At 53.8% G+C, this 18,904-nt stretch carries 20 protein-coding genes and 2 tRNA genes; 10 read left to right on the top strand and 12 right to left on the bottom strand.

Translation table 11 applies throughout. From position 1 onward, the window contains the following. Nucleotides 1-24 precede the first annotated feature (24 nt). On the bottom strand, nucleotides 25-666 hold the full coding sequence (locus ACERJC_RS05965; RefSeq protein WP_373671254.1) for a riboflavin synthase subunit alpha: 642 nt from the start codon (nucleotides 664-666) through the stop codon (nucleotides 25-27). A 218-nt stretch (nucleotides 667-884) separates the two neighbouring features. Between ACERJC_RS05965 and mdtK the strand changes: the two genes are divergently transcribed. The 3 genes from mdtK to ACERJC_RS05950 all read left to right on the top strand — a co-directional run bounded on the left by mdtK (nucleotide 885) and on the right by ACERJC_RS05950 (nucleotide 2,577). Further along, nucleotides 885-2,258 carry a multidrug efflux MATE transporter MdtK gene (gene mdtK, locus ACERJC_RS05960; RefSeq protein ID WP_152404847.1) on the top strand — a complete coding sequence of 458 codons (1,374 nt, stop codon included), beginning with the start codon at nucleotides 885-887 and terminating at the stop codon, nucleotides 2,256-2,258. 151 nt (nucleotides 2,259-2,409) lie between these two features. Beyond that, nucleotides 2,410-2,486, top strand: a tRNA-Val gene (locus ACERJC_RS05955). Between the two features lie 14 nt (nucleotides 2,487-2,500). Then, a tRNA-Val gene (locus tag ACERJC_RS05950) sits at nucleotides 2,501-2,577 on the top strand. 54 nt (nucleotides 2,578-2,631) lie between these two features. On the opposite strand, the gene ACERJC_RS05945 is transcribed toward ACERJC_RS05950, so the two are convergent. Together ACERJC_RS05945 and ACERJC_RS05940 are read right to left on the bottom strand one after the other, a co-directional pair. Next, nucleotides 2,632-4,362: a phospholipase D-like domain-containing protein gene (locus ACERJC_RS05945; protein ID WP_373671253.1), complete on the bottom strand. Its 1,731-nt coding sequence runs from the start codon at nucleotides 4,360-4,362 to the stop codon at nucleotides 2,632-2,634. A 45-nt stretch (nucleotides 4,363-4,407) separates the two neighbouring features. Further along, a complete protein-coding gene (locus ACERJC_RS05940; RefSeq protein ID WP_373671252.1) occupies nucleotides 4,408-5,472 on the bottom strand; it encodes a hypothetical protein in 1,065 nt (354 codons plus the stop codon). A 240-nt stretch (nucleotides 5,473-5,712) separates the two neighbouring features. On the opposite strand from ACERJC_RS05940, the gene ACERJC_RS05935 reads away from it, so the two are divergent. Beyond that, nucleotides 5,713-6,018 carry a monooxygenase gene (locus ACERJC_RS05935; RefSeq protein WP_152404851.1) on the top strand — a complete coding sequence of 102 codons (306 nt, stop codon included), beginning with the start codon at nucleotides 5,713-5,715 and terminating at the stop codon, nucleotides 6,016-6,018. 36 nt (nucleotides 6,019-6,054) lie between these two features. Here the strand turns inward: ACERJC_RS05935 and ACERJC_RS05930 are convergent, their stop codons facing one another. Beyond that, nucleotides 6,055-6,852, bottom strand: coding sequence for an MBL fold metallo-hydrolase (locus ACERJC_RS05930; RefSeq protein ID WP_373671251.1), 798 nt, complete (start codon nucleotides 6,850-6,852; stop codon nucleotides 6,055-6,057). A gap of 167 nt (nucleotides 6,853-7,019) precedes the next feature. On the opposite strand from ACERJC_RS05930, the gene ACERJC_RS05925 reads away from it, so the two are divergent. Next, nucleotides 7,020-8,630, top strand: coding sequence for an FAD-NAD(P)-binding protein (locus ACERJC_RS05925; RefSeq protein ID WP_373671250.1), 1,611 nt, complete (start codon nucleotides 7,020-7,022; stop codon nucleotides 8,628-8,630). A gap of 83 nt (nucleotides 8,631-8,713) precedes the next feature. Further along, complete coding sequence (locus ACERJC_RS05920; RefSeq protein ID WP_152404854.1) at nucleotides 8,714-8,854, top strand: hypothetical protein; 141 nt, start codon at nucleotides 8,714-8,716, stop codon at nucleotides 8,852-8,854. A gap of 117 nt (nucleotides 8,855-8,971) precedes the next feature. Here ACERJC_RS05920 and ACERJC_RS05915 read toward each other — a convergent pair whose 3' ends face one another. Then, nucleotides 8,972-9,163: a hypothetical protein gene (locus ACERJC_RS05915; RefSeq protein WP_152404855.1), complete on the bottom strand. Its 192-nt coding sequence runs from the start codon at nucleotides 9,161-9,163 to the stop codon at nucleotides 8,972-8,974. Nucleotides 9,164-9,394: 231 nt separating this feature from the next. On the opposite strand from ACERJC_RS05915, the gene ACERJC_RS05910 reads away from it, so the two are divergent. From ACERJC_RS05910 to ACERJC_RS05895, 4 genes are read left to right on the top strand one after another with little or no spacing between them, the layout of a single operon-like run. Continuing rightward, nucleotides 9,395-10,228: an ABC transporter substrate-binding protein gene (locus ACERJC_RS05910; RefSeq protein WP_373671249.1), complete on the top strand. Its 834-nt coding sequence runs from the start codon at nucleotides 9,395-9,397 to the stop codon at nucleotides 10,226-10,228. 1 nt (nucleotide 10,229) lies between these two features. Continuing rightward, nucleotides 10,230-11,048 carry an amino acid ABC transporter ATP-binding protein gene (locus ACERJC_RS05905; RefSeq protein WP_373671248.1) on the top strand — a complete coding sequence of 273 codons (819 nt, stop codon included), beginning with the start codon at nucleotides 10,230-10,232 and terminating at the stop codon, nucleotides 11,046-11,048. Beyond that, nucleotides 11,045-11,827: an amino acid ABC transporter permease gene (locus ACERJC_RS05900; protein WP_373671681.1), complete on the top strand. Its 783-nt coding sequence runs from the start codon at nucleotides 11,045-11,047 to the stop codon at nucleotides 11,825-11,827. The genes ACERJC_RS05905 and ACERJC_RS05900 overlap by 4 nt, the downstream gene beginning before the upstream one ends. Then, on the top strand, nucleotides 11,817-12,494 hold the full coding sequence (locus tag ACERJC_RS05895; protein ID WP_152404859.1) for an amino acid ABC transporter permease: 678 nt from the start codon (nucleotides 11,817-11,819) through the stop codon (nucleotides 12,492-12,494). The genes ACERJC_RS05900 and ACERJC_RS05895 overlap by 11 nt, the downstream gene beginning before the upstream one ends. A gap of 4 nt (nucleotides 12,495-12,498) precedes the next feature. Here the strand turns inward: ACERJC_RS05895 and ydhT are convergent, their stop codons facing one another. The 7 genes from ydhT to fumD form a co-directional block, all read right to left on the bottom strand. Further along, nucleotides 12,499-13,308, bottom strand: coding sequence for a protein YdhT (gene ydhT / locus ACERJC_RS05890; protein ID WP_373671247.1), 810 nt, complete (start codon nucleotides 13,306-13,308; stop codon nucleotides 12,499-12,501). A 3-nt stretch (nucleotides 13,309-13,311) separates the two neighbouring features. Continuing rightward, nucleotides 13,312-14,097 (bottom strand): thiosulfate reductase cytochrome B subunit, encoded by a 786-nt coding sequence (phsC, locus tag ACERJC_RS05885; protein ID WP_373671246.1) that lies wholly within the window; start codon nucleotides 14,095-14,097, stop codon nucleotides 13,312-13,314. Further along, the gene (locus ACERJC_RS05880) at nucleotides 14,094-14,762 is read right to left on the bottom strand and encodes a 4Fe-4S dicluster domain-containing protein (RefSeq protein ID WP_373671245.1); all 669 of its coding nucleotides are present in this window, start codon (nucleotides 14,760-14,762) and stop codon (nucleotides 14,094-14,096) included. The genes phsC and ACERJC_RS05880 overlap by 4 nt, the downstream gene beginning before the upstream one ends. A gap of 50 nt (nucleotides 14,763-14,812) precedes the next feature. Then, entirely contained in the window at nucleotides 14,813-15,463 is a 651-nt protein-coding gene (locus tag ACERJC_RS05875) for a YdhW family putative oxidoreductase system protein (protein WP_373671244.1), read from the bottom strand. A gap of 10 nt (nucleotides 15,464-15,473) precedes the next feature. After that, the gene (locus tag ACERJC_RS05870; RefSeq protein WP_286633180.1) at nucleotides 15,474-17,576 is read right to left on the bottom strand and encodes an aldehyde ferredoxin oxidoreductase; all 2,103 of its coding nucleotides are present in this window, start codon (nucleotides 17,574-17,576) and stop codon (nucleotides 15,474-15,476) included. A 20-nt stretch (nucleotides 17,577-17,596) separates the two neighbouring features. Continuing rightward, entirely contained in the window at nucleotides 17,597-18,223 is a 627-nt protein-coding gene (locus ACERJC_RS05865) for a ferredoxin-like protein (protein WP_042319271.1), read from the bottom strand. A 464-nt stretch (nucleotides 18,224-18,687) separates the two neighbouring features. After that, a complete protein-coding gene (gene fumD, locus ACERJC_RS05860; protein ID WP_178823322.1) occupies nucleotides 18,688-18,897 on the bottom strand; it encodes a fumarate hydratase FumD in 210 nt (69 codons plus the stop codon). Nucleotides 18,898-18,904: the final 7 nt, after the last annotated feature.

The raw sequence follows: 18,904 nt of genomic DNA, 5'->3' as shown, positions 1-18,904 counted from the left end.
CCGTCCTGCGGGGGCTGCGCTGTCTTACGCTTCGCTGGCGGTTTTCACCACCGCAGCTTCACGCGCAGCCAGCACGCGTTCCACCGTATCCACCACGGCCTGCGTTTGCGGGTCGATTTCGATATTGACGCGCGCGCCCAGTTTCTTTCTCCCAAGCGTCGTGCGTTCCAGTGTTTCCGGAATAAGATGTACGCAAAAGCGCGTCGCAGTCACTTCGCCAACGGTCAGGCTGATCCCGTCAATGCCAATGAATCCTTTGTACAGAATGTACTTCATCAACGTCGGATCCTGGACTTTGAACCAGACCTGACGGTTATTCTCAGACGTCAAAATCTTTGATACTTCCGCCGTGGTCATAATGTGACCGGACATCAGATGTCCGCCAATCTCATCGCTGAATTTTGCCGCGCGCTCGACGTTCACCAGGTCACCCACTTTCAGATCGCCCAGATTGGTAATGCGCAGCGTCTCCTTCATCAGATCAAAACTGATGCGGTTACCGTTAATTTCTGTCACGGTCAGGCAGCAGCCGTTGTGCGCCACCGATGCGCCCGTTTCCAGCGCGTCCAGCATGTATTCAGGTAATTCCACTACATGGGTGCGAAAATTTGGTTTTTCATCAATCGACACCAGTTTGGCGGTGCCCTGCACAATACCTGTAAACATACCTGCAACTCCTGAATTCAGTTAAACCATTTCTGCCTGCCACAATAGCAGTTGGAAAATCAGGTTGCCAGTGAAGCACCCATTGCGCCTGTTTTTTCACTGGAGAAATATGTATTCATCGCTACAATAGACTGAAATTTCCCCTGCATCTTCTTCTTGCTGCCACTCGTGGCGGCTTTTTTAGTCTCTCAAATAAAAACAAAATGATAGGTGTACACGTGCAGAAGTATATCAGTGAAGCGCGTCAGTTATTGGCTCTGGCAATTCCGGTGATTCTTGCGCAAATCGCCCAAACCGCAATGGGGTTCGTTGATACCGTGATGGCGGGTGGCTACAGCGCCACCGACATGGCCGCCGTCGCCATCGGGACGTCCATCTGGCTGCCCGCCATTCTGTTCGGTCACGGGCTGCTGCTGGCGCTAACCCCGGTGATTGCTCAGCTCAACGGTTCCGGACGTCGTGAACGCATTGCGCATCAGGTTCGCCAGGGATTCTGGCTGGCGGGTTTCGTCTCGGTGCTGGTTATGGTCGTGCTGTGGAACGCCGGTTACATCATCCGCGCGATGCACAATATTGATCCGGCCCTGGCGGATAAGGCCGTCGGTTACCTGCGCGCATTATTATGGGGCGCACCGGGTTATCTGTTCTTTCAGGTCGCGCGTAACCAGTGTGAAGGTCTGGCAAAAACCAAACCCGGTATGGTGATGGGTTTTCTTGGTCTGCTGGTCAACATCCCGGTGAACTATATCTTTATCTATGGTCACTTCGGCATGCCGGAACTCGGCGGTGTCGGCTGTGGCGTGGCTACCGCAGCGGTCTATTGGGTGATGTTCTGCGCGATGCTCTGGTATGTCAAACACGCACGTTCAATGCGCGATATTCGTAATGAGCAGCGCTTCAGTAAGCCAGATAGCGTGGTGATGAAACGTCTGGTGCAACTGGGTCTGCCGATTGCGCTGGCGCTGTTTTTTGAAGTCACGCTGTTCGCCGTCGTGGCGCTGCTGGTTTCACCGCTGGGCATTGTCGATGTTGCAGGCCACCAGATTGCCCTGAACTTCAGTTCACTGATGTTTGTATTGCCGATGTCGCTGGCGGCGGCGGTCACCATTCGCGTGGGCTACCGTCTGGGACAAGGCTCTACGCTGGATGCGCAAACCGCTGCGCGTACCGGTTTAGGCGTTGGCGTCTGCATGGCATGCCTCACTGCCATCTTTACCGTGACGCTGCGTGAGCATATCGCCCTGCTCTATAACGACAATCCTGAAGTGGTGACGCTGGCGGCGCAACTGATGCTGCTGGCGGCGGTGTATCAGATTTCAGACTCCATTCAGGTCATCGGTAGCGGGATCCTGCGTGGTTATAAAGATACGCGCTCGATTTTCTTTATCACCTTTACAGCGTACTGGGTGCTGGGACTGCCGAGCGGTTATATCCTCGCACTGACCGATCTGGTGGTAGATCGTATGGGTCCGGCGGGATTCTGGATGGGCTTTATCATCGGCCTGACCTCGGCCGCGATTATGATGATGCTGCGGATGCGCTTCCTGCAACGCCAGCCGTCGACGGTCATTCTGCAACGCGCTGCGCGATAAAACGGCAATAGCCGCCAGTTGGCGGCTATTCTCTCGACATTTTGCGCACTTCCTCCGCAATCGGGTGAAATCCGGAAGAAAATTACCATTTCCCTCTTGCCTCATCCCGGCTCTGCCGCTAATATTCGTCCCCGTTGTCACACACAACATTGCGTTCATAGCTCAGTTGGTTAGAGCACCACCTTGACATGGTGGGGGTCGTTGGTTCGAGTCCAATTGAACGCACCATCTCATCTTTATATGCGTCTGTAGCTCAGTTGGTTAGAGCACCACCTTGACATGGTGGGGGTCGATGGTTCGAGTCCATTCAGACGCACCATTTCGTTATCTTCCTGTTATACCCCAAATTCTCATCTGCTAACCGGTAATCCCGTTAATGACTGAACAGTAAACGGTCGTTTTGCGCCTGGCTGTCCGCGATATAGAAACGGGTAAACCACGCTGGCTGCCCTGTTATCGCCGTGGGTTTGAGCAGTTTGAGCACCTGAACGTCGCCAGCCCCCTGCATTCGCTGACGAAACTGGAGATGATCAAACACTCTGATGGCTTCAATAACATAGGCCGTCGCAATCTTTTGATCTTCAATCATGATCAGGTGGTCACCATTATTCTTCTCACCCGAGGGGGCCAGATTGCTCGAGCCGGTGAACACTTTGGCGCTGGCCAGATTAAAATCGGTCACCACAAATTTATGGTGAATATTGATTCCCTTACCACCTGCCCATTCAGCGCGAAATGGCTCTGGCGCTTTTTTCGCCAGGTAGGCAAAATCGGCAACGGCCAGCGTGCCATCCGGTTTAATCACCTGCAATTCTCCCGCCGTATTCACCGTGCCATAGCTGAAAACAGGACGATTCAGTAATTCTGCAAGCGCAACGCCCACCGGCGATTCCCTCATGTTATTAAGAAAAGCGATGGAGTAGAACACTGACGAACTCGCCTGGTTAATGGCGTTCACCACCGGGTCCAGCGAAAGCGACGTTGCGCGATGGGGAGAATAAGAGACGTTAATCGTCGGCCCATTTGCATGTTTTATTGTCTGTATACTCTGCGATAACGGAGAATGGCGAAACGCTTTAGGCTCGGTAAACGCCTTATCAAACATCTGGCCGAACGATGCCGCAACGCCAGAGGAATGAAAGACCAGCACGTTATTCGCCTGGATATAGAGACCGCGGAAAGAAAAATTGGTTGAGCCACACAGCACTTTAACCGCCTGATTTTGCTTATCGCGCTGGATCAGTACCTTATGGTGCTGAAGGTTAAAAAAGCGGGTACGTGTAACCTGCGCCCCCGCGACAGCCAGTCGCTCCGACGCCACACTTTCGCTGCTGTTCTTCGCGCCGTGCCCTTCCAGGATGCCCGTCTCTTTATCTTTCTTCGAAGAATCATCAATAACCGCGCGCAGGCGTGGGCCGATCGCCTCCAGCTTTTCGACCAGGTCCGGAAGATTCAGATCGTAGGCCATGAAATCAAGACGGAGTTCAGGATTGTCTAATACCTCCTGAATAAAAGTATCAATCAGGGTTTTTGCTTCAAATCCCAGCCAGTCATAAACGGTCTCGCCCCGGTTATTTTTCACCTCGTCGCGCAGTTTAAAATTGAGTCCATCCTCATCCTGACCGGGAATAATGTCAGCGTTATTATTAAACTGGTCGCGATATGCCTGCGACGACGCAAAGTTGCGCGTAAAACCAATATCAACAATATCGTCGTACGTGACCGGCGAAAGTTGAATACTGTTTTCCAGGGTAATTCCCGCGCGTAAACTTCCGTCAGGCTCCATATGCATTTTGGTTGCCTGATAGTGATAGATTCCTGCTACCGGTTGCCAGGGAAAATGGATCCAACGAAATTTCTGCAACGGTGCAATATTGGTATCAAACAACCGATCGCCCGTCACCTTCGCATCCGTATAATCAAAGGCGATACGATTTTTAAGGTAGGTATAATCTTTACTGTTCGGCGGGCACACTTTTATGGCAAAGCCAACAAAGTCTGGTTCGGGTTCATCAACATCAAACCCCAACAGTACCATTCTTTCCCCACGCCACAGCTTAAAATGAAAACCGTTATCCGTGGCATAACAGGTATATCCGGACATAGCGACCTCGATGGTTAAATAATTATGCCTTTCAGCGCTCCGATATTACGGCTGCAGTTTAACGACTGAGAAATCCACAATCGCCCTTGCGGCAAAACAGTAAGGCGCCGAGCGCCTGATATCGGGGATCTTATTGCCGTTCACGTCATAAAGCTGGTTGCTGTTGAGATCGCGAATGGCGAAGTAGTACAGTTTGTCCAGTGCAGTGACGCGCATACCGCCGCTGGCGGGAAGACGAGCGCGCGACGGAAACATTATTGCCTTTAACCGCCCCTCTCCCGGTGGCGTAAAAATCGCCAGGGTCGGTGCTGTCCCCACAGGCGCAACGTCTTCCAGCATTTCAACACTCAGACGCCGTCCTGGCAGAACCGCCGAAATATCCAGCGAAACCCAGGCTTCATTTTGTGCCAGTGAATCCCGTTCGGTATTCGGATCCTGGCGGGGTATCGCGGAGCGAAAGCCAAGCCCTGTCAGGATTTTGTTTACCCCTACGCTGCCACCGCTAACGATCATCGCGGTGAGTATCTCGGTAAACACGCCCCCGGACACCGTGAATCCACGGTAGGCGGAAAATAATTCAGCCATCAGATCGAGCTTAAACGAGCTGACGACAAGCCAGGAGCCCACCAGCATAATGGGGGTACGCCAGGCGCGTCCCACCACAACGGCCTGAAAAAGACGCCAGTTAAACAGTAGCGCGAAGGCGCTTTCCATCAGCAGCGCCAGCACAAAGGCCGCCATCAACACCACGAAGGCCTGCTGGACAGAGGCTGATGAGATCTGGGTCTGTTGTTGCGGAATGACCTGTATCTGCAACGGTTTGTCCCCTGGACAAGGAACGAGGTTGGTTTCTCCGGTATCAATCGTCACCAGGAAAGGAACCTGCTGTGCCGCGGGTACGATGATACTGGCAACGTACAGCTCCCCGTCCTTTTCCACGGCTATCTTACCGACAGGAGAAGCCTCCGGCGGCAGAATACAGGGCGCGCGGGCAATCGCCGTGGCGACGCCCGTCTGCACAGGGACAATGGCACTCGGCGCGGCCCGTAATTCAGTCGTGGGATTTAGCAATAAAAATGCGCTGACAGGAAAAATAATACGTGCTCGCATCGTGGCCTCGTGACGAATAATGAAGGAATATCACGTGATTCAGTTGCTTTTGTGAGAATAGCGGGTTTAAACGTATCGGGACTAAGCGTTATCCATGATCTAAGCGTGAATCTTTCACCCGTTGAGGTGATCGCAAAATAATATTCCGGTCAGAGAAAATGTGTCGACATTATTGTTCCCCCTGAATCTGGTACAATCCATGACACAATTAATCGTTGAGTATTGAGAGGGAGAAGGATTATGCCTAAATTATTACAGCTTCACTTCGCGTTTCATGGACCGTTTGGACAAGAAATGGCAGACCAACTGCGTGGTCTGGCGGAGTCAATTAATCAGGAACCGGGTTTTTTGTGGAAAGTGTGGACAGAAAGCGAGCAAAATCAGGAAGCGGGAGGGATTTATCTTTTCGAAAATGAAGAGACCGCGCTGGCCTATCTGGACAAACATACCGCGCGCTTAAAAAATCTCGGCGTTGAGGAAGTGATTGCCAAAATTTTTGATGTGAATATCCCGCTAAGCAAAATCAATAAGGCAAAAATCGACTAACGGATATTGATGAGGGGGCGTCTCCCCTCAATTAATTCAACGAGACGTCAGGCAGGAGAGATATTTTGCGCCCGAACGTTGCACGATCTCGTGGGCATCGCCAACAATATTCAGTCCTTCAAACGCGCCGTACAAACTGGCGAATTTCACACCTTCGAGCCGACGCATAATGCCTGCCACTGTATCAGACGATAAGGGTAGCATGTTGGGATAACTCCACATAAATGATACCGCGTCGGCGCCGGGGGTGACCTGCAGGATATCCCCGCAGAGGATAGTCCCTTCCCCCTCGTCCTGGTACAGAACGGTTCCACCGGCAAAATGGCCGCCCAGACGCAACAACGTGATGCCGGGAAGCAAACTGTGTTCCTCTCCTTCCCACTGGCGAATCCAGGGACTGTCTCGCATGATCCAGGCACTGTCAGCGGCATGGAGCCAGACGGGAGCGTCAAACGCCTCCGCCCAGTCCTGCATCGTGGTGTAGTAGTGAGGATGAGAGATCGCGATGGCGCTTAATCCGCCCAATGCATGGATGAGCGTTCGGGTTGCCGGATCCAGATTCGCAATACAATCCCAGAGGACATTTCCCACCGGCGTTCTGAGCAGAAACGCCCGCTGGTTTATCGCAAAAGAAGGAACGGTTATCAGGCTTAACAACTGCGGCGTATGTTGCTGCCACTTGTTGGTATGGCTACGCGTCAGTTCGTCAGAATCGATCCACGCCTGCCCGGTGACCGGCACATATTGCCGCTCATCCTGACAAATTTTGCAGCGCTCGACGGGGCGCTGACTGTCGTCATACGAAGTACCACAGGCTTTGCACAGCGTTATCATCTTCACTCCTGACCAGGCCTAAAACCACGGTAAGTATGGCAGAGGATGCTGCCAGTCAGGGACGCAATGCTCTTCCAGACCGGAACAGCCGAACCTTACTCATCTACACTTACCTGATGTATCAGGCGTGTCAGTGGCGAAATAAGAATAATGGGACGGACAGGAATATGAAAAAAATCGCGATTATCGGGGCGGGTCCGACAGGGGTTTATACCTTTTTCTCATTACTCAAAGAGGAGCAGCCGCTGGAGATCGCCGTCTTTGAACGCGGGAGTGAGGCAGGAATTGGAATGCCTTATGGCCATTCTGAAAATACCCCAATGATGTTGGCAAATATTGCCAGTATCGAGGTCCCCCCGCTTTTTGACACCTGGCTTGAGTGGCTGCAGACCCAGGACGCACAGTATCTTGCGCACTATGGCGTTAACAAGGAAGCACTGCACCAGCGTCAGTTTCTGCCACGTATTTTACTGGGCGACTATTTCCGCGCGCAGTTTTTGCTCGCCGTTCGCCACGCAGAAGATCGTGGTTTTAGGGTCACATTGTATGAGTCCTGTGAAGTCACGGATGTGGCAGCCAATCCCACTGGTGTACAACTCTGGACTGAACGGCACACGGAGCCGCTGCAAGTCGACCTCGCGGTGATCGCCACTGGACACGTCTGGCCGGACGATGACGAATCAACGCGCGCATTTTATCCCAGCCCCTGGTCCGGCTTGATGGAGGCCGATGTGCCCGCCGCCAGAGTGGGTATTCTGGGGACCTCGCTGAGCGCCCTGGATGCCGCAATGGCAGTGGCGGTACAACACGGAACGTTTCACGAAACGGATGAAAATCAGGTCCATTTCTCGCTGAATAAACACAGTGAAGCGCTGGAGATCACGCTGATGTCCCGTTCCGGCATTTTGCCGGAAGCCGACTTCTACTGCCCCATTCCCTATGAACCCGTAGAGTACGTTACCGGGGAGGCCATCACGCGCGAAATCGATGCCGGTTCAGTCGGACTCCTCGATCGCGTTTTTAGACTCATGCAACAGGAACTCGCGTTAGCCGATCCGAAATGGGCTGAGCAAATATCGCTCTCCTCGTTGGATGCCGATAGCTTCCCCGTGGCGTTGTTTGCCGACAGAATGCACAGCGATCCATTCGAATGGGCGGCAGCAAATTTGAAAGAGGTCGAGGCCAACAAGCGTGACAAGCGCACCGTTGCCTGGCGCTACACCCTGCTGCGTTTACATGAGCGGGTTCAGGAAATCGTTGCCCATCTGGATGAAAAAGATAGCAAACGGTTCAGCGCGGGGCTCGCCCGCGTGTTTATTGATAATTATGCAGCGATCCCGTCAGAGTCCATTCGCCGTATGCTGGCGTTGCACGCAGCCGGTATTCTGCGCATTCTCACGCTGGGACAGGACTACGGGAAGGAGATAAAGGCGGATCGTACCGAGATTACGACACACAACGATCGCCTGACGTTTGACGTATTCATCGATGCGCGAGGCCAAAGGCCCCTGAAGACAGCGGATTTACCGTTCCCGCGATTACGCAGGCAATTACTGTCGTGTGGTGAGACGATTCCAGAGGTTGGCGAAGACTATACGCTTCAGGCACCGGAGCATGTTCGCGGGAGAATTGCCTTCGGCGCATTGCCCTATTTGATGCATGATCGGCCCTTTATCCAGGGGTTAGTCGCCTGTCAGGAAATTGGCGACGCGATGGCCAGGGCAGTGTCGAAACCGGCATCCCGCCTGCGCAGGCGTTTATCCCTTTACGATCGGTAATGCAGCACACATTGTGGATGCATCCGGCGTCAAATTTGCCCTATACTCGTGTGATGTCAAAAATGAGATAAGAAGGGTGAACGATGGAAATTGATCTCGATAATCTGGTCTTTAACGGGCTGGAAGAAGCACAAGAGCGTAACGCGGAACGTCTGGAAGATGCGGACAAAAAAGCAGAATCGGTGATTGCCGATGATGACTGCGGCGACGCGTGCAAAATCTAATTTAGTTCAACCTGCCGCGCATTTCCGCGCGGCAGGCCTGTAAGCGGTTTACTCCCCTCAGCATTTCCACGGTAATTGCAGATTTCATTCCAGTACACCTCGCGCATCCGACGATGTTCAGCGTGTTGTTTGATCACGAAACCACTCCGGGTCAATGTTAGCAATGTCCACGCCGTACAGGCTGGCGACAGGAAGAATAGACTCCACAACGCGCTGCAGATTGACCTCCGCACCAGGTTGTCGGGTCGGGTCAGGCGTGATAACACCGTGCGCCCAAAGACGCGCTATCCGCATTTTTATCTTCTCCATCTCCCGCTCCTTTGCTTGTCAGATACTTTTCATTGCAACGCAAACGGCGTGAAAAATGAAATACGAATTTTGCTCACCGTTATCTGTTTTTGTTCGTTAGCAACGCTTCGTTAACATGCTGTTCACTAATAACTTTTTGCATATAAATAAGTCCTTTTTCTTCTTTTGTCCTGGGTTTGGGTTGTGGGAGCGTAAAAGGACAAACCAATAACTCCAGGGATATCAAAGAAAATGATGGCAACGAAAATGCACAGCTCAAAAAAAACGATCCTCGCGCTCGGCGTCATGCTCGCCACAAGCTTCATCAGCGCCCAGGCGCAGGCCAACCAACTCGCCGACATCAAAGCCGCGGGCGTGGTCAAAGTCGCGACGTTTGACGCCAACCCGCCGTTTGGCTCCGTTGACCCGAAAACGCATCAGATTGTCGGGTACGATGTCGATTTTGCTCAGGCGCTGGCGAAGTCACTGGGTGTGAAACTGGAACTGGTCGCCACTAACCCCGCCAACCGTATCCCGCTGCTGCAATCGGGCAAAGCTGACCTGATCGTCGCCGATATTACGATCACCCCCGAGCGCGCCCAGGTAATCGACTTTTCTGTCCCCTACTTTGTCACCGGACAGCAGTTCCTGGTACCGGTCTCGTCACCCGATAAGCTTGATGAATACAGCCGTGCGCGCATCGGTGCGGTGAAGGGAACCACCGGTGAGCAGGCGTTGCATCAGCGATTCCCGCAATCCCGCGTTCTGGCTTACGACGATATTCCGCTGGCGTTAACCGCACTGCGTAACGGCAACGTGCAGGCCATCACGCAGGACTCCACTATCCTGGCAGGCTTGCTTGGCGGCGCACCGGACAAAGCACAGTTTAAAATCCTGCCCGATTTACTCAGCAAAGAGGAGATCGGCGTGGGCGTGAAGAAAGGCGAAACGGCATTGCTGAAGGCGGTTAACGATGAATTGCTGAGGCTCGAATCCAGCGGACAGGCAAGCAAAATTTATGACGTCTGGTTTGGCCCGGAAACGAAAAATCCGCAGCCGCGCGCCTTTAAAATTGAGGCCAGATAAGATGCTGGCGGGTTTATTCACCCCTTCCGCAGCCCAGGCTGCGGATTTCAGCCAGTTACACCAGGCGCGGGTTGAATTACGCGATGTGGTGAAAGCGTACGGCGATCACCGGGTACTCAACGGTATTAATCTCACCGTTGAACCTGGCGAAGTCGTGACCATTCTTGGCCCTTCGGGATCGGGAAAATCAACCCTGATTCGCCTGATCAACCAACTGGAATCACTAAGTGGTGGCGACATCCTTATTGATGACAAGTCTGTCGGTCGGCTCAAGGGGGCCGCGCTGCGCCACTTGCGCAGCCGTATAGGCTTTGTTTTCCAGCAGTTCAATCTGTATGCACACCTGACGGCACAGCAGAATATCACCCTCGCACTGGAGTACGTCCACGGCTGGAATAAAGCCGACGCCACACAGCGCGCCTTTGCCTTGCTGGAGCAGGTCGGGCTGGAAGAGAAAGCCAATGCTTATCCGGCACAGCTTTCCGGCGGTCAACAGCAGCGGGTGGCGATCGCCCGCGCGCTGGCCTCCTCACCGCAAATCATCCTGTTTGATGAACCCACCTCCGCGCTCGATCCGGAAATGATCGGTGAGGTTTTGCTTGTGATGAAACGCCTGGCGCACAGCGGTATTACGATGATTGTGGTCACTCACGAGATGCATTTTGCTCGCGAAATTGCTGACCGGGTCGTGTTTATCGACGGCGGCGATATTCTCGAAGTCGCGCCACCGGACGACTTTTTTACCCGACCACAGCACCCGCGGACTCAGCGCTTTCTGCAAAAGGTGCTGGATCCGCTGCATCAGGAGTCATCGCGATAATGCCGTCAATGGACTGGCAGGGAGTGCTCACCGGCCTTCCCCTGCAATGGATCCTCTCCGGATTTCTCACCACGCTGTGGGTCAGCGCCGCAGGAATTCTTCTCGCCACGCTGCTGGCGATTATTCTGTTGGCCCTTCGTCTTTCCGGCCATATTACTGGTCGCCGCGTAGTAGCCGGCTGGGTATCGCTGTTTCGAAACACCCCGCTGCTGGTACAACTGCTGTTCTGGTACTTCGCTGGCTGGAACCTGCTTCCTCGCGGGTTTGTTGATTTTGTAAACGCAGAACATAGCGGGTCAATCCTGCCCGGCAACGTCTGGTGGTTGACGCCCGAGTTTCTCTGCTCGGCTTGGGGACTCGGCGTGTTTACCTCGGCGTTCCTGGTCGAGGAGATCGCCTCTGGGTTACAGGCTGTCTCAGCCGGACAGCGCGAAGCCGCTGTCTCGCAGGGGTTCTCCTCGTGGTTGACCTTCCGCTATATCCTGTTACCGCAGGGGCTAACCAATGCCTGGCAACCGGTGATAGGGCAATATCTCAACCTGATGAAACTGTCGTCATTAGCCAGCGGCATTGGCTTTGCGGAACTCACCTACCAGGTTCGCCAGATTGAAAGCTATAACGCCCATGCGCTGGAAGCCTTTGCCGTAGGTACGGGGCTTTATCTGTTCACCGGTGTGGCTCTCGGCCTGCTGCTGACCCGTCTGGGCCCCGCCCCCCGGCAGGAGAAAAAGACACAAACCCGCCGGTTACGTTTCAGGAGTCCACAGCATGATCGCTAATATTGCCGTGATAACCGACAACCTGGATTACCTCCTGTGGGGACGACTGGCCGATGGTCAACCCGGCGGCGTGCTGTTGACCCTGATGATGGCGCTGGGTGCGGCGGTACTGGCCTTGCCTGGCGGTATTGCCCTTGCCGCTATCGCCTGGCGTTTTCCGGGCATCATCCGTAAAGGATTGTTCGTCTGGGCAGAGCTCATTCGCGGGATCCCGCTGATCTTCGTCATTTTCTGGATGTGGTATCTGTTGCCCATGCTTACCGGCAGCGATCTGCCCGGCGCGACAACCGTGACGCTGGCGCTGGCCTGGTTTACCGCCGCGTCAGTTATGCATTCGGTGTACGCCGGACTCAACGCGCTGCCTGACGGACAGTACGATGCTGCCGTATCCCAGGGTTTCAGTCCTGTTCAGGCACTAAGAGGGGTTCTGCTACCGCAGGTGTTACGTCATGTCCTGCCCTCCCTGACCGGGATTTGCATTGGTCTGCTGAAGGACACATCGCTGGCATTTATTGTCAACGTGCCGGAGCTGACAACGGTGGCAGGACAGGTTAACAGCCGGGAACAGATTTATCCGGCGGCTATCTTCATCTTTACAGGGCTGGTTTACTATCTGCTTTGCTACGGCCTGGAGAAAGCGACCCGGCGACGATTTGTTCTGCGCTAACCCGTCAGCATTCTACAAACTGGTGCGCGTCGTCGAGTCGGTACTTCACGCCGGCGCGGATCCCCTCTTCACCTTCAACCGCAACGGCAAAGCGCATGCGTTCACCGTCGTGATAGGCCAGCGCCGCACAGCCACCCGGCCCCAGCACTACGGAGTCAACAACCCCCGTACTGGCAACGATCGCGTTGTCGCCGTTGCAGATGATATGTACGTTGTCACCGCTGTTGGCGATTTTAGCGTCTGCGCCAAAGCTCACAATCTGGCTCAGGTCGCCGTTACTGGCGACATGGCTTCGCTCACCCAGGGTGCTCACCCGCACGCGCATACCGCTGCTGGCGATCCGCGTTCCATTTCCGGCACTGCTAATGCGCGTCGAGTTTCCTGCGGCGGCAAGCCTCGCGCGATCTCCTGAACTGCTGATATGACTGTTATAGCCAACGCTGCCAATGCGCACGCAGTAGCCTGCACTGGCAATTTGTGACGCATAGCCTGCGCTGGCGATCTTCATATTATCGCCAGCACAGCCCAGATTCGCGTTATCACCGGCGTTTGCCACCTGCCAGTCGCCCACTGAGGCATCAGGTTTTGCCAGCCGCGACATGGCGGAGATATCCTGGCGGGCAAAATTTTCTTCATCCAGCCAGCGCGACCAGGCGTATTCCACCAGACTGTTCGCCCAATCGAGATACCCTTCGCGACTCAACGCCCGGTGCACATCGGCGTAGTTACCGCCCTTGGGAAAACGGCGCAGAAACCAGCGGTACATCACCGCACCAACCCGCCAACTGCGCAAATCCTCTCGCGTGATCAGCATCGGTTAATGCCGGTGATAGCCATCGACCATGCAGCGGAACGTCTCGCCGGGCGTACGGCCCGTGGTGCACAGGTAGAGGTGACCAAAAATAAAGAACAGGCTGATGACAGCCAGTGCGAAGTGCGCCTGTAACAACCAGTAGCGTACGCCGGGGAACGGTTCTCCCACGACCTGCGGATAGAGCGCCAATAACCCACTCAGCAGCAGCAGCGGCAACAATCCGTACATTACGCCGACATAGGCCGCCTGCTGTAACGGATTAAACTTCGAGCGCGGCGTGGCCGGGAACGGATGCGCTTCACCCTGCATAATGCCGTAGAGGTAGAAACGGGTCTGTTTCATCGCCCGCGCCATCCAGCCCTGGGGACGAATAAGGTAATGGTGGCCGTTCCCCCCCAACGCATTGATCAGAACGAAACCAACCCAACACGCCAGCAGCAGAAATCCGCAGACTTCATGAACCGTCAGCAAGCTTTTGATCGCCGCTGGGCTGACCAACGAAAAGTGATTGATGAGTCCGCTACCGAGCAGGAGTATAAACAACAGTGCATTCGACCAGTGCCACAGCCGAACCGCCCGTGAGTACAGATAAACCTTCTCGCCATGCCCGGCAGCAGCCTTGTTGGCCGCACGAAAACGAAGCCAGGCGTGCAACCCCAGCACCAGCCACATCGCCACCAGCAGAAGTCCGGCCATCACCAGCCAGACGGGCCAATACTCAGGGGAAAACACCGGCACATAGTTTGCCAGTTGGGCCTGAAACTGTTCAGCATTCTGCGACGCGTTCATACATTATCCTTTTTAATCAAATGTTGACCGAACCGACGATACAGATGGGGCTTACCCGCGCCCGGAAGTTGATATTGGTAGTAATTATTTTCCTGTAGCCAGCGCTGAATGTCCGGGCTGTCCTCGCGACCAAACAGCAGCGCATGCTCCGGGCAGGACGTGACACAGATAGGCGGAAAACCTTTGGCCAGCCGTGACTGGGCGCAAAAATCGCATTTGTCCGCCACTTTGGTGATTGGATTAAGGTAACGCACCTGATAAGGACACGCGCCAATGCAGTAACTGCAGCCAATACAGCGCGAACTATCGACACGAACAATCCCGTCCTTATCGCGCCACGACGCGCCGGTCGGGCAAACCTCAATGCAGGGCGCATCGTCGCAGTGCTGACAGGACTGACGGAAGTAGTGATACAGCGTCTCGTTGTCATTATCTGAAACGGGAATATGCGCGATAGACAAGCGACTTCCCTGCGCAGGAACATTATTCGTTTTGCGACAGGCGCGGGTACACAGGTTACAGCCGTTGCATCGTGATTCATCATGAATCATGACGTAACGAACGGGACTGCCAGCCGTTGTCTTCGCCAGCAGCGTCTGGCCGGGTCCGCTGAAGAAAATGACGGTTCCCATGCCAAGCACAAATTTTCGTCGAGTGAAGGACATCTTGTTATCCTCTAATGCTGTGGTCGCGCTCGTCCACGCTTTCCATAAAGTCAGGGATTCTGAAACTGCTCAACTTCCAGCCATTCGCATAAACCGTATGCTTTGCCGTAACTCATAAAGCGTTCGCTGAATAAGTACGGCACGTCGTTTGATGACGCGACCGTGCGGATATCGGCATAGTCGGGATGCGTTTCAATCGCGGCCAGCGCGGCTTGTATCTGCTGTGGTTCGAAACCATAAGGCGATTGTTCCAGCATGGCTATCTTGTACGGACGCGGATAGGTCTGGCAGTCAAAGCGCACCGCCTGTGCGATTGCCCGACAGATATCCTTTTCCACCACCTGAACGCACATGTCAGCATAGTTGGCGGTCATGGTCTGAGTTGAGTAGTAATAGTCATCCTGAGAGCCCTGCACCCAGGCGATATCATCCCCGGCAAGCCCCTCTCTGAGCGTTTCCAGTAGCGGTACGAGCTCTGCCTCTTCCACCGAGTACGGCGGCAGCAAGAACAGTTCGCGCGCGACAAGCTGGCCGTTCGCCGAAGACTGGCGGATAAAATCCGCTACGATCTCCGCGGGACTTTCTGGCACCGCCTGTTCATCAGCGTCGGCGACCTGCTCACGTCGCCCCTGCAGCCACTGTCGCTTTTCAAGATCCACATCCGGCGCAACAGGTTGACTCACATCCTCTGGATGGCTCATGTGATGTTCCTTATGCCGGCAACAGATTCTGCGCGGCCAGGTCGTCGGCGACGTCCTCCAGGCCGAGTCGATGCAACGTCTCACGCGTCGGGCAGCCCAACTCCGGGTGCCAGCCCATCTCTTTATAGAACAGCGTCAGGGATTCACGCATGTCGTCGCGGTCCATCTTGTCGGTGCCTTCGCTAAAGACCGGAATCTTCGGATCCTTATCAAACACCCACGAGCAGATCTGGTCGTGCGCATTACGCATATCGTTGGTCTGCATCAGCTTCACCGTGTAGGCGCGATGCAGAGTAAAGATGCGTTCTGCGGCTAAATCGAGGCTAGCCTGAGTGGTTTCATCACCGGTCACGGCCTGGAAGAACTTCGCTTCCAGATCCAGATCGCCGCGATAGTTGCGGCTTTTCAGCGGCGACACGGTCATCGGCCAGACCCAGTTACACAGCGTGACGGCGTTATGCAGGCACACTTTGAGCAGCGTCCATTTGGCATATTTGATTTTTGCCGCGTTGATCGGTGTGTAATTTTTGGTTTCATCGTAGGCGTCTGGCGAGCCAAACAGTTCAGCCGCCACTTCCCGCTGGAGTTTCAGAGGCAAACCCGAGCCGATGAAATTGATGTGGGTGTGGGTCATACAGTCGCGGTTGAACATACAGTTGGTGATGGCCCCAACCTGCGCCGAGGCTTCGTTGGCGTGGTGAACCGGAAATCCAAACGGCGACCACAGTTTGTTTTTTTCATACGCCCAGTATTCATCACCCAGTTGCCAGCGTTCGGCAATGGCGTAAGAGCCATCCGCCAGATGGCTAAGTTCACCGACGCGATGCGCCAGACGATAGTAGAAATCCTTGATGAAATTAGGATCGCCCGCTTCCAGTTGATCCCAGCGGATCTGGGCGTATTCTTCTGCCGGCAGGACGCGCTTGAACACCCCTTTGCTGTAGCAATACGTAAAGTCGCGGTGCAACTGCCCGTAGTTACACCAGATGCCGTAGTCGTCAAACAGATTCAGCCCCACCAGGTTACCGATGACGCGGCCATCGTCTTTGTCTTCAAAGTCTTTCGGGCCGTTTGGAAAAATGGTGGTATGGACAAAGTTCGCCACGCATGTATTCCCGCCAGTGCTCGGCACGCCAAAATCCTTCACGCGAGGAATGTTCATCTGCGTCATGCAGCGAATCGGGCAAGAATGGCAGCCGCTCATTTTAACCGTGTATTTTTCCGCCGCCGGCCCTAAGTCAAAAACCGACTTGTAGGTCCGGAAACCAACGGTGTTCTGATTACCCGGCGGGATCTCGCCGGTCTCTATCGGCCCACCTTCTGCCGCGCCCCAGAACAGTCCTTTGCGCGCCGTCCAGCGCGACGCGGGAGAGGAATATTCCGCCCACGCCTGCGGAGTACTGGGCACCACATGGTTGTTATTCGCCCCAATCAGCTCCGTCATCATGTAATCATTCAACCGCTTCATCTCTTTGCGGTCGGCAATATTGACGCCTTTTGTTCCTTCCACGGCAATCGCTTTCAGTTTCTTGGCGCCCATCACCGCGCCTGTCCCTGCGCCGCCGCTGTGGTTGCGGCTGTTGAGCATACAGGAGAGCGGCACGAGGTTTTCACCCGCCTGACCAATCGCCGCCACGCAGGTTTCCGGCGAGGTCATCCGGCAAATTTCTTCCGTGGTCGCACGGGTGCCTTTTCCCCACAGGAAATCGGCTTTTTCGAGAGTGACCTTGTCGTCTTTAATATTCAGCCAGACGGGGGATGCCGCCTTGCCTTCAATAATGATGGCGTCATAACCCGCGAATTTCATTTGCGCCGCGAAAAAGCCGCCCATATGTGCATCGACAACCAGATTGCCTTTTGTAAATGTGGAGAGCGACGTGATATTAACGCGAGAGCTACAGGGGGCACCGGATCCAGTAAGCGGTCCCGTCGCAAAAACTAATTTATTGCCTTCATCAAAGGGTTTCGTGCCGGCAGGAACTTCGTCGTACATAATTTTGTAGCCGAACCCCATACCACCGACAAATTTTTTAAATTTACTGGAATCTTCAAGGGTAATATCGCCTGTTGTAAGATTGACCCGTAAAATATTACCTGTCCAACCGTTAGCCATAATGTTTTCCTTTGCAAGACTCAAACAGTAATATCTTTCCACTCGATGATTTTTAATGCCCCGGTCGGGCAGGCACTGGCGCACTCACCGCATAAAACGCATTTTGCCGATTTCTTCGTTTCAGTATTGACGGTGGCCATCATCCAGGGACACGCGGTGGTACAGGCGCTGCAACCGATACAGCGTCGGTGATCGACAGCAATGCAACCGTCTTCCTGATTCCAGGTAATCGCCCCAATCGGACAGACCTTCATGCACTGCGGATCTTTACACTGACGACAGGTGTCCGGGGTATAATTCAGATCGCCATACAGACCGCCGCCTGAACCTATACCCTTGTCGCCAAAGAAGAAATGACGGTGAATTTTAATGCGGGAAAAGAAGGTGCCGACAGCGCCATCATTGTAATTGGTACAGGAAATTTCACAGCGATGACAACCGGTGCAGCGAGCGCGTTGGGTCACTAACACCCCTTTTGGTGTCGAAATCAACCCCACGGTGCCGCTATCGATATCTTCTTGCTTACAGCCAAAAAGCGACAGTAACGCGGGCGCGATGGTTAACCCAGCCAGGCCTTTTCCCGATATGCGCAGGAATTCCAGCCGCGTCAAGCCAGTATCTAATAATGGACGATCAACCTGGTTCATTTATTTTGCATCCTCTTCGCAAACGCAGTGCTGACAACACGTCCCAGGCCGATGCTAATTATGCTGAAACAGAGCCTCTGATGTTGCCTCCCACAGCTGAAGTTTTGCCGTAACCGGATTGCATAAATAACGCAATTTAACGCAAATAAACTAATCCTTTAGGGTTAGGCGAATTAAATAATGGGAGTTATTGGTGGGCATGACTTTGATCGTCATCAATTAATAAAGGGGAAGAGAAATATTAAAAGCGTAGTGATATTTATTATCATAAAGACCGGTGAAACACTGTTCCGTCAGATTACAAATAAATGTGAAACTGTTCCCATATATAAATTAAAAAACACGCGTAATATATTTAATAATATAACGAATTTTCCATGAATTTTCTCTTTCACCAGAATAAACGTTCTGTCGGACATTTTCTCGTGACGGGAAATAAGGGATGAGTTCATCCCTCGTTGTGGTTAGCCGGCCAGCGCGTTGATCGCCGTGACCATCGCCCGCTTTTCGAGGTCGCTACGCTGAATACGCTGGTTTGCCAGCGCGGTTCGTAATACCCCGGCTATCACGATATGTTTGGGCTCTTGTCCCAGATCGCGCATTTCCAGCACCACTTTGCCAACCACTCTGCACATCTCACGGTACAGTTCATCGTCTTTTGTCAGGTTTCCCATTATTGTC

This window comes from Citrobacter telavivensis (genome assembly GCF_041807075.1).
In the GTDB taxonomy this organism is placed as follows: domain Bacteria; phylum Pseudomonadota; class Gammaproteobacteria; order Enterobacterales; family Enterobacteriaceae; genus Citrobacter_A; species Citrobacter_A telavivensis.
Note: the sequence above shows the minus strand (reverse complement) of the source record. Positions and strands in the feature narration are given on the sequence as shown.

What these genes read in the sequence shown, in the direction of transcription:
- ACERJC_RS05895 (WP_152404859.1), top strand. Translation starts at nt 11,817, where the DNA reads ATGATCGCTAATATTGCCGTGATAACCGACAACCTGGATTACCTCCTG.
- phsC (WP_373671246.1), bottom strand. Translation starts at nt 14,097, where the DNA reads ATGAACGCGTCGCAGAATGCTGAACAGTTTCAGGCCCAACTGGCAAAC.
- ACERJC_RS05965 (WP_373671254.1), bottom strand. Translation starts at nt 666, where the DNA reads ATGTTTACAGGTATTGTGCAGGGCACCGCCAAACTGGTGTCGATTGAT.
- ACERJC_RS05875 (WP_373671244.1), bottom strand. Translation starts at nt 15,463, where the DNA reads ATGAGCCATCCAGAGGATGTGAGTCAACCTGTTGCGCCGGATGTGGAT.
- ACERJC_RS05930 (WP_373671251.1), bottom strand. Translation starts at nt 6,852, where the DNA reads ATGATAACGCTGTGCAAAGCCTGTGGTACTTCGTATGACGACAGTCAG.
- ydhT (WP_373671247.1), bottom strand. Translation starts at nt 13,308, where the DNA reads ATGCTGATCACGCGAGAGGATTTGCGCAGTTGGCGGGTTGGTGCGGTG.
- ACERJC_RS05940 (WP_373671252.1), bottom strand. Translation starts at nt 5,472, where the DNA reads ATGCGAGCACGTATTATTTTTCCTGTCAGCGCATTTTTATTGCTAAAT.
- ACERJC_RS05935 (WP_152404851.1), top strand. Translation starts at nt 5,713, where the DNA reads ATGCCTAAATTATTACAGCTTCACTTCGCGTTTCATGGACCGTTTGGA.
- ACERJC_RS05945 (WP_373671253.1), bottom strand. Translation starts at nt 4,362, where the DNA reads ATGTCCGGATATACCTGTTATGCCACGGATAACGGTTTTCATTTTAAG.
- fumD (WP_178823322.1), bottom strand. Translation starts at nt 18,897, where the DNA reads ATGGGAAACCTGACAAAAGACGATGAACTGTACCGTGAGATGTGCAGA.
- ACERJC_RS05920 (WP_152404854.1), top strand. Translation starts at nt 8,714, where the DNA reads ATGGAAATTGATCTCGATAATCTGGTCTTTAACGGGCTGGAAGAAGCA.
- ACERJC_RS05910 (WP_373671249.1), top strand. Translation starts at nt 9,395, where the DNA reads ATGATGGCAACGAAAATGCACAGCTCAAAAAAAACGATCCTCGCGCTC.
- ACERJC_RS05915 (WP_152404855.1), bottom strand. Translation starts at nt 9,163, where the DNA reads ATGGAGAAGATAAAAATGCGGATAGCGCGTCTTTGGGCGCACGGTGTT.
- ACERJC_RS05880 (WP_373671245.1), bottom strand. Translation starts at nt 14,762, where the DNA reads ATGTCCTTCACTCGACGAAAATTTGTGCTTGGCATGGGAACCGTCATT.
- ACERJC_RS05870 (WP_286633180.1), bottom strand. Translation starts at nt 17,576, where the DNA reads ATGGCTAACGGTTGGACAGGTAATATTTTACGGGTCAATCTTACAACA.
- ACERJC_RS05865 (WP_042319271.1), bottom strand. Translation starts at nt 18,223, where the DNA reads ATGAACCAGGTTGATCGTCCATTATTAGATACTGGCTTGACGCGGCTG.
- ACERJC_RS05905 (WP_373671248.1), top strand. Translation starts at nt 10,230, where the DNA reads ATGCTGGCGGGTTTATTCACCCCTTCCGCAGCCCAGGCTGCGGATTTC.
- ACERJC_RS05925 (WP_373671250.1), top strand. Translation starts at nt 7,020, where the DNA reads ATGAAAAAAATCGCGATTATCGGGGCGGGTCCGACAGGGGTTTATACC.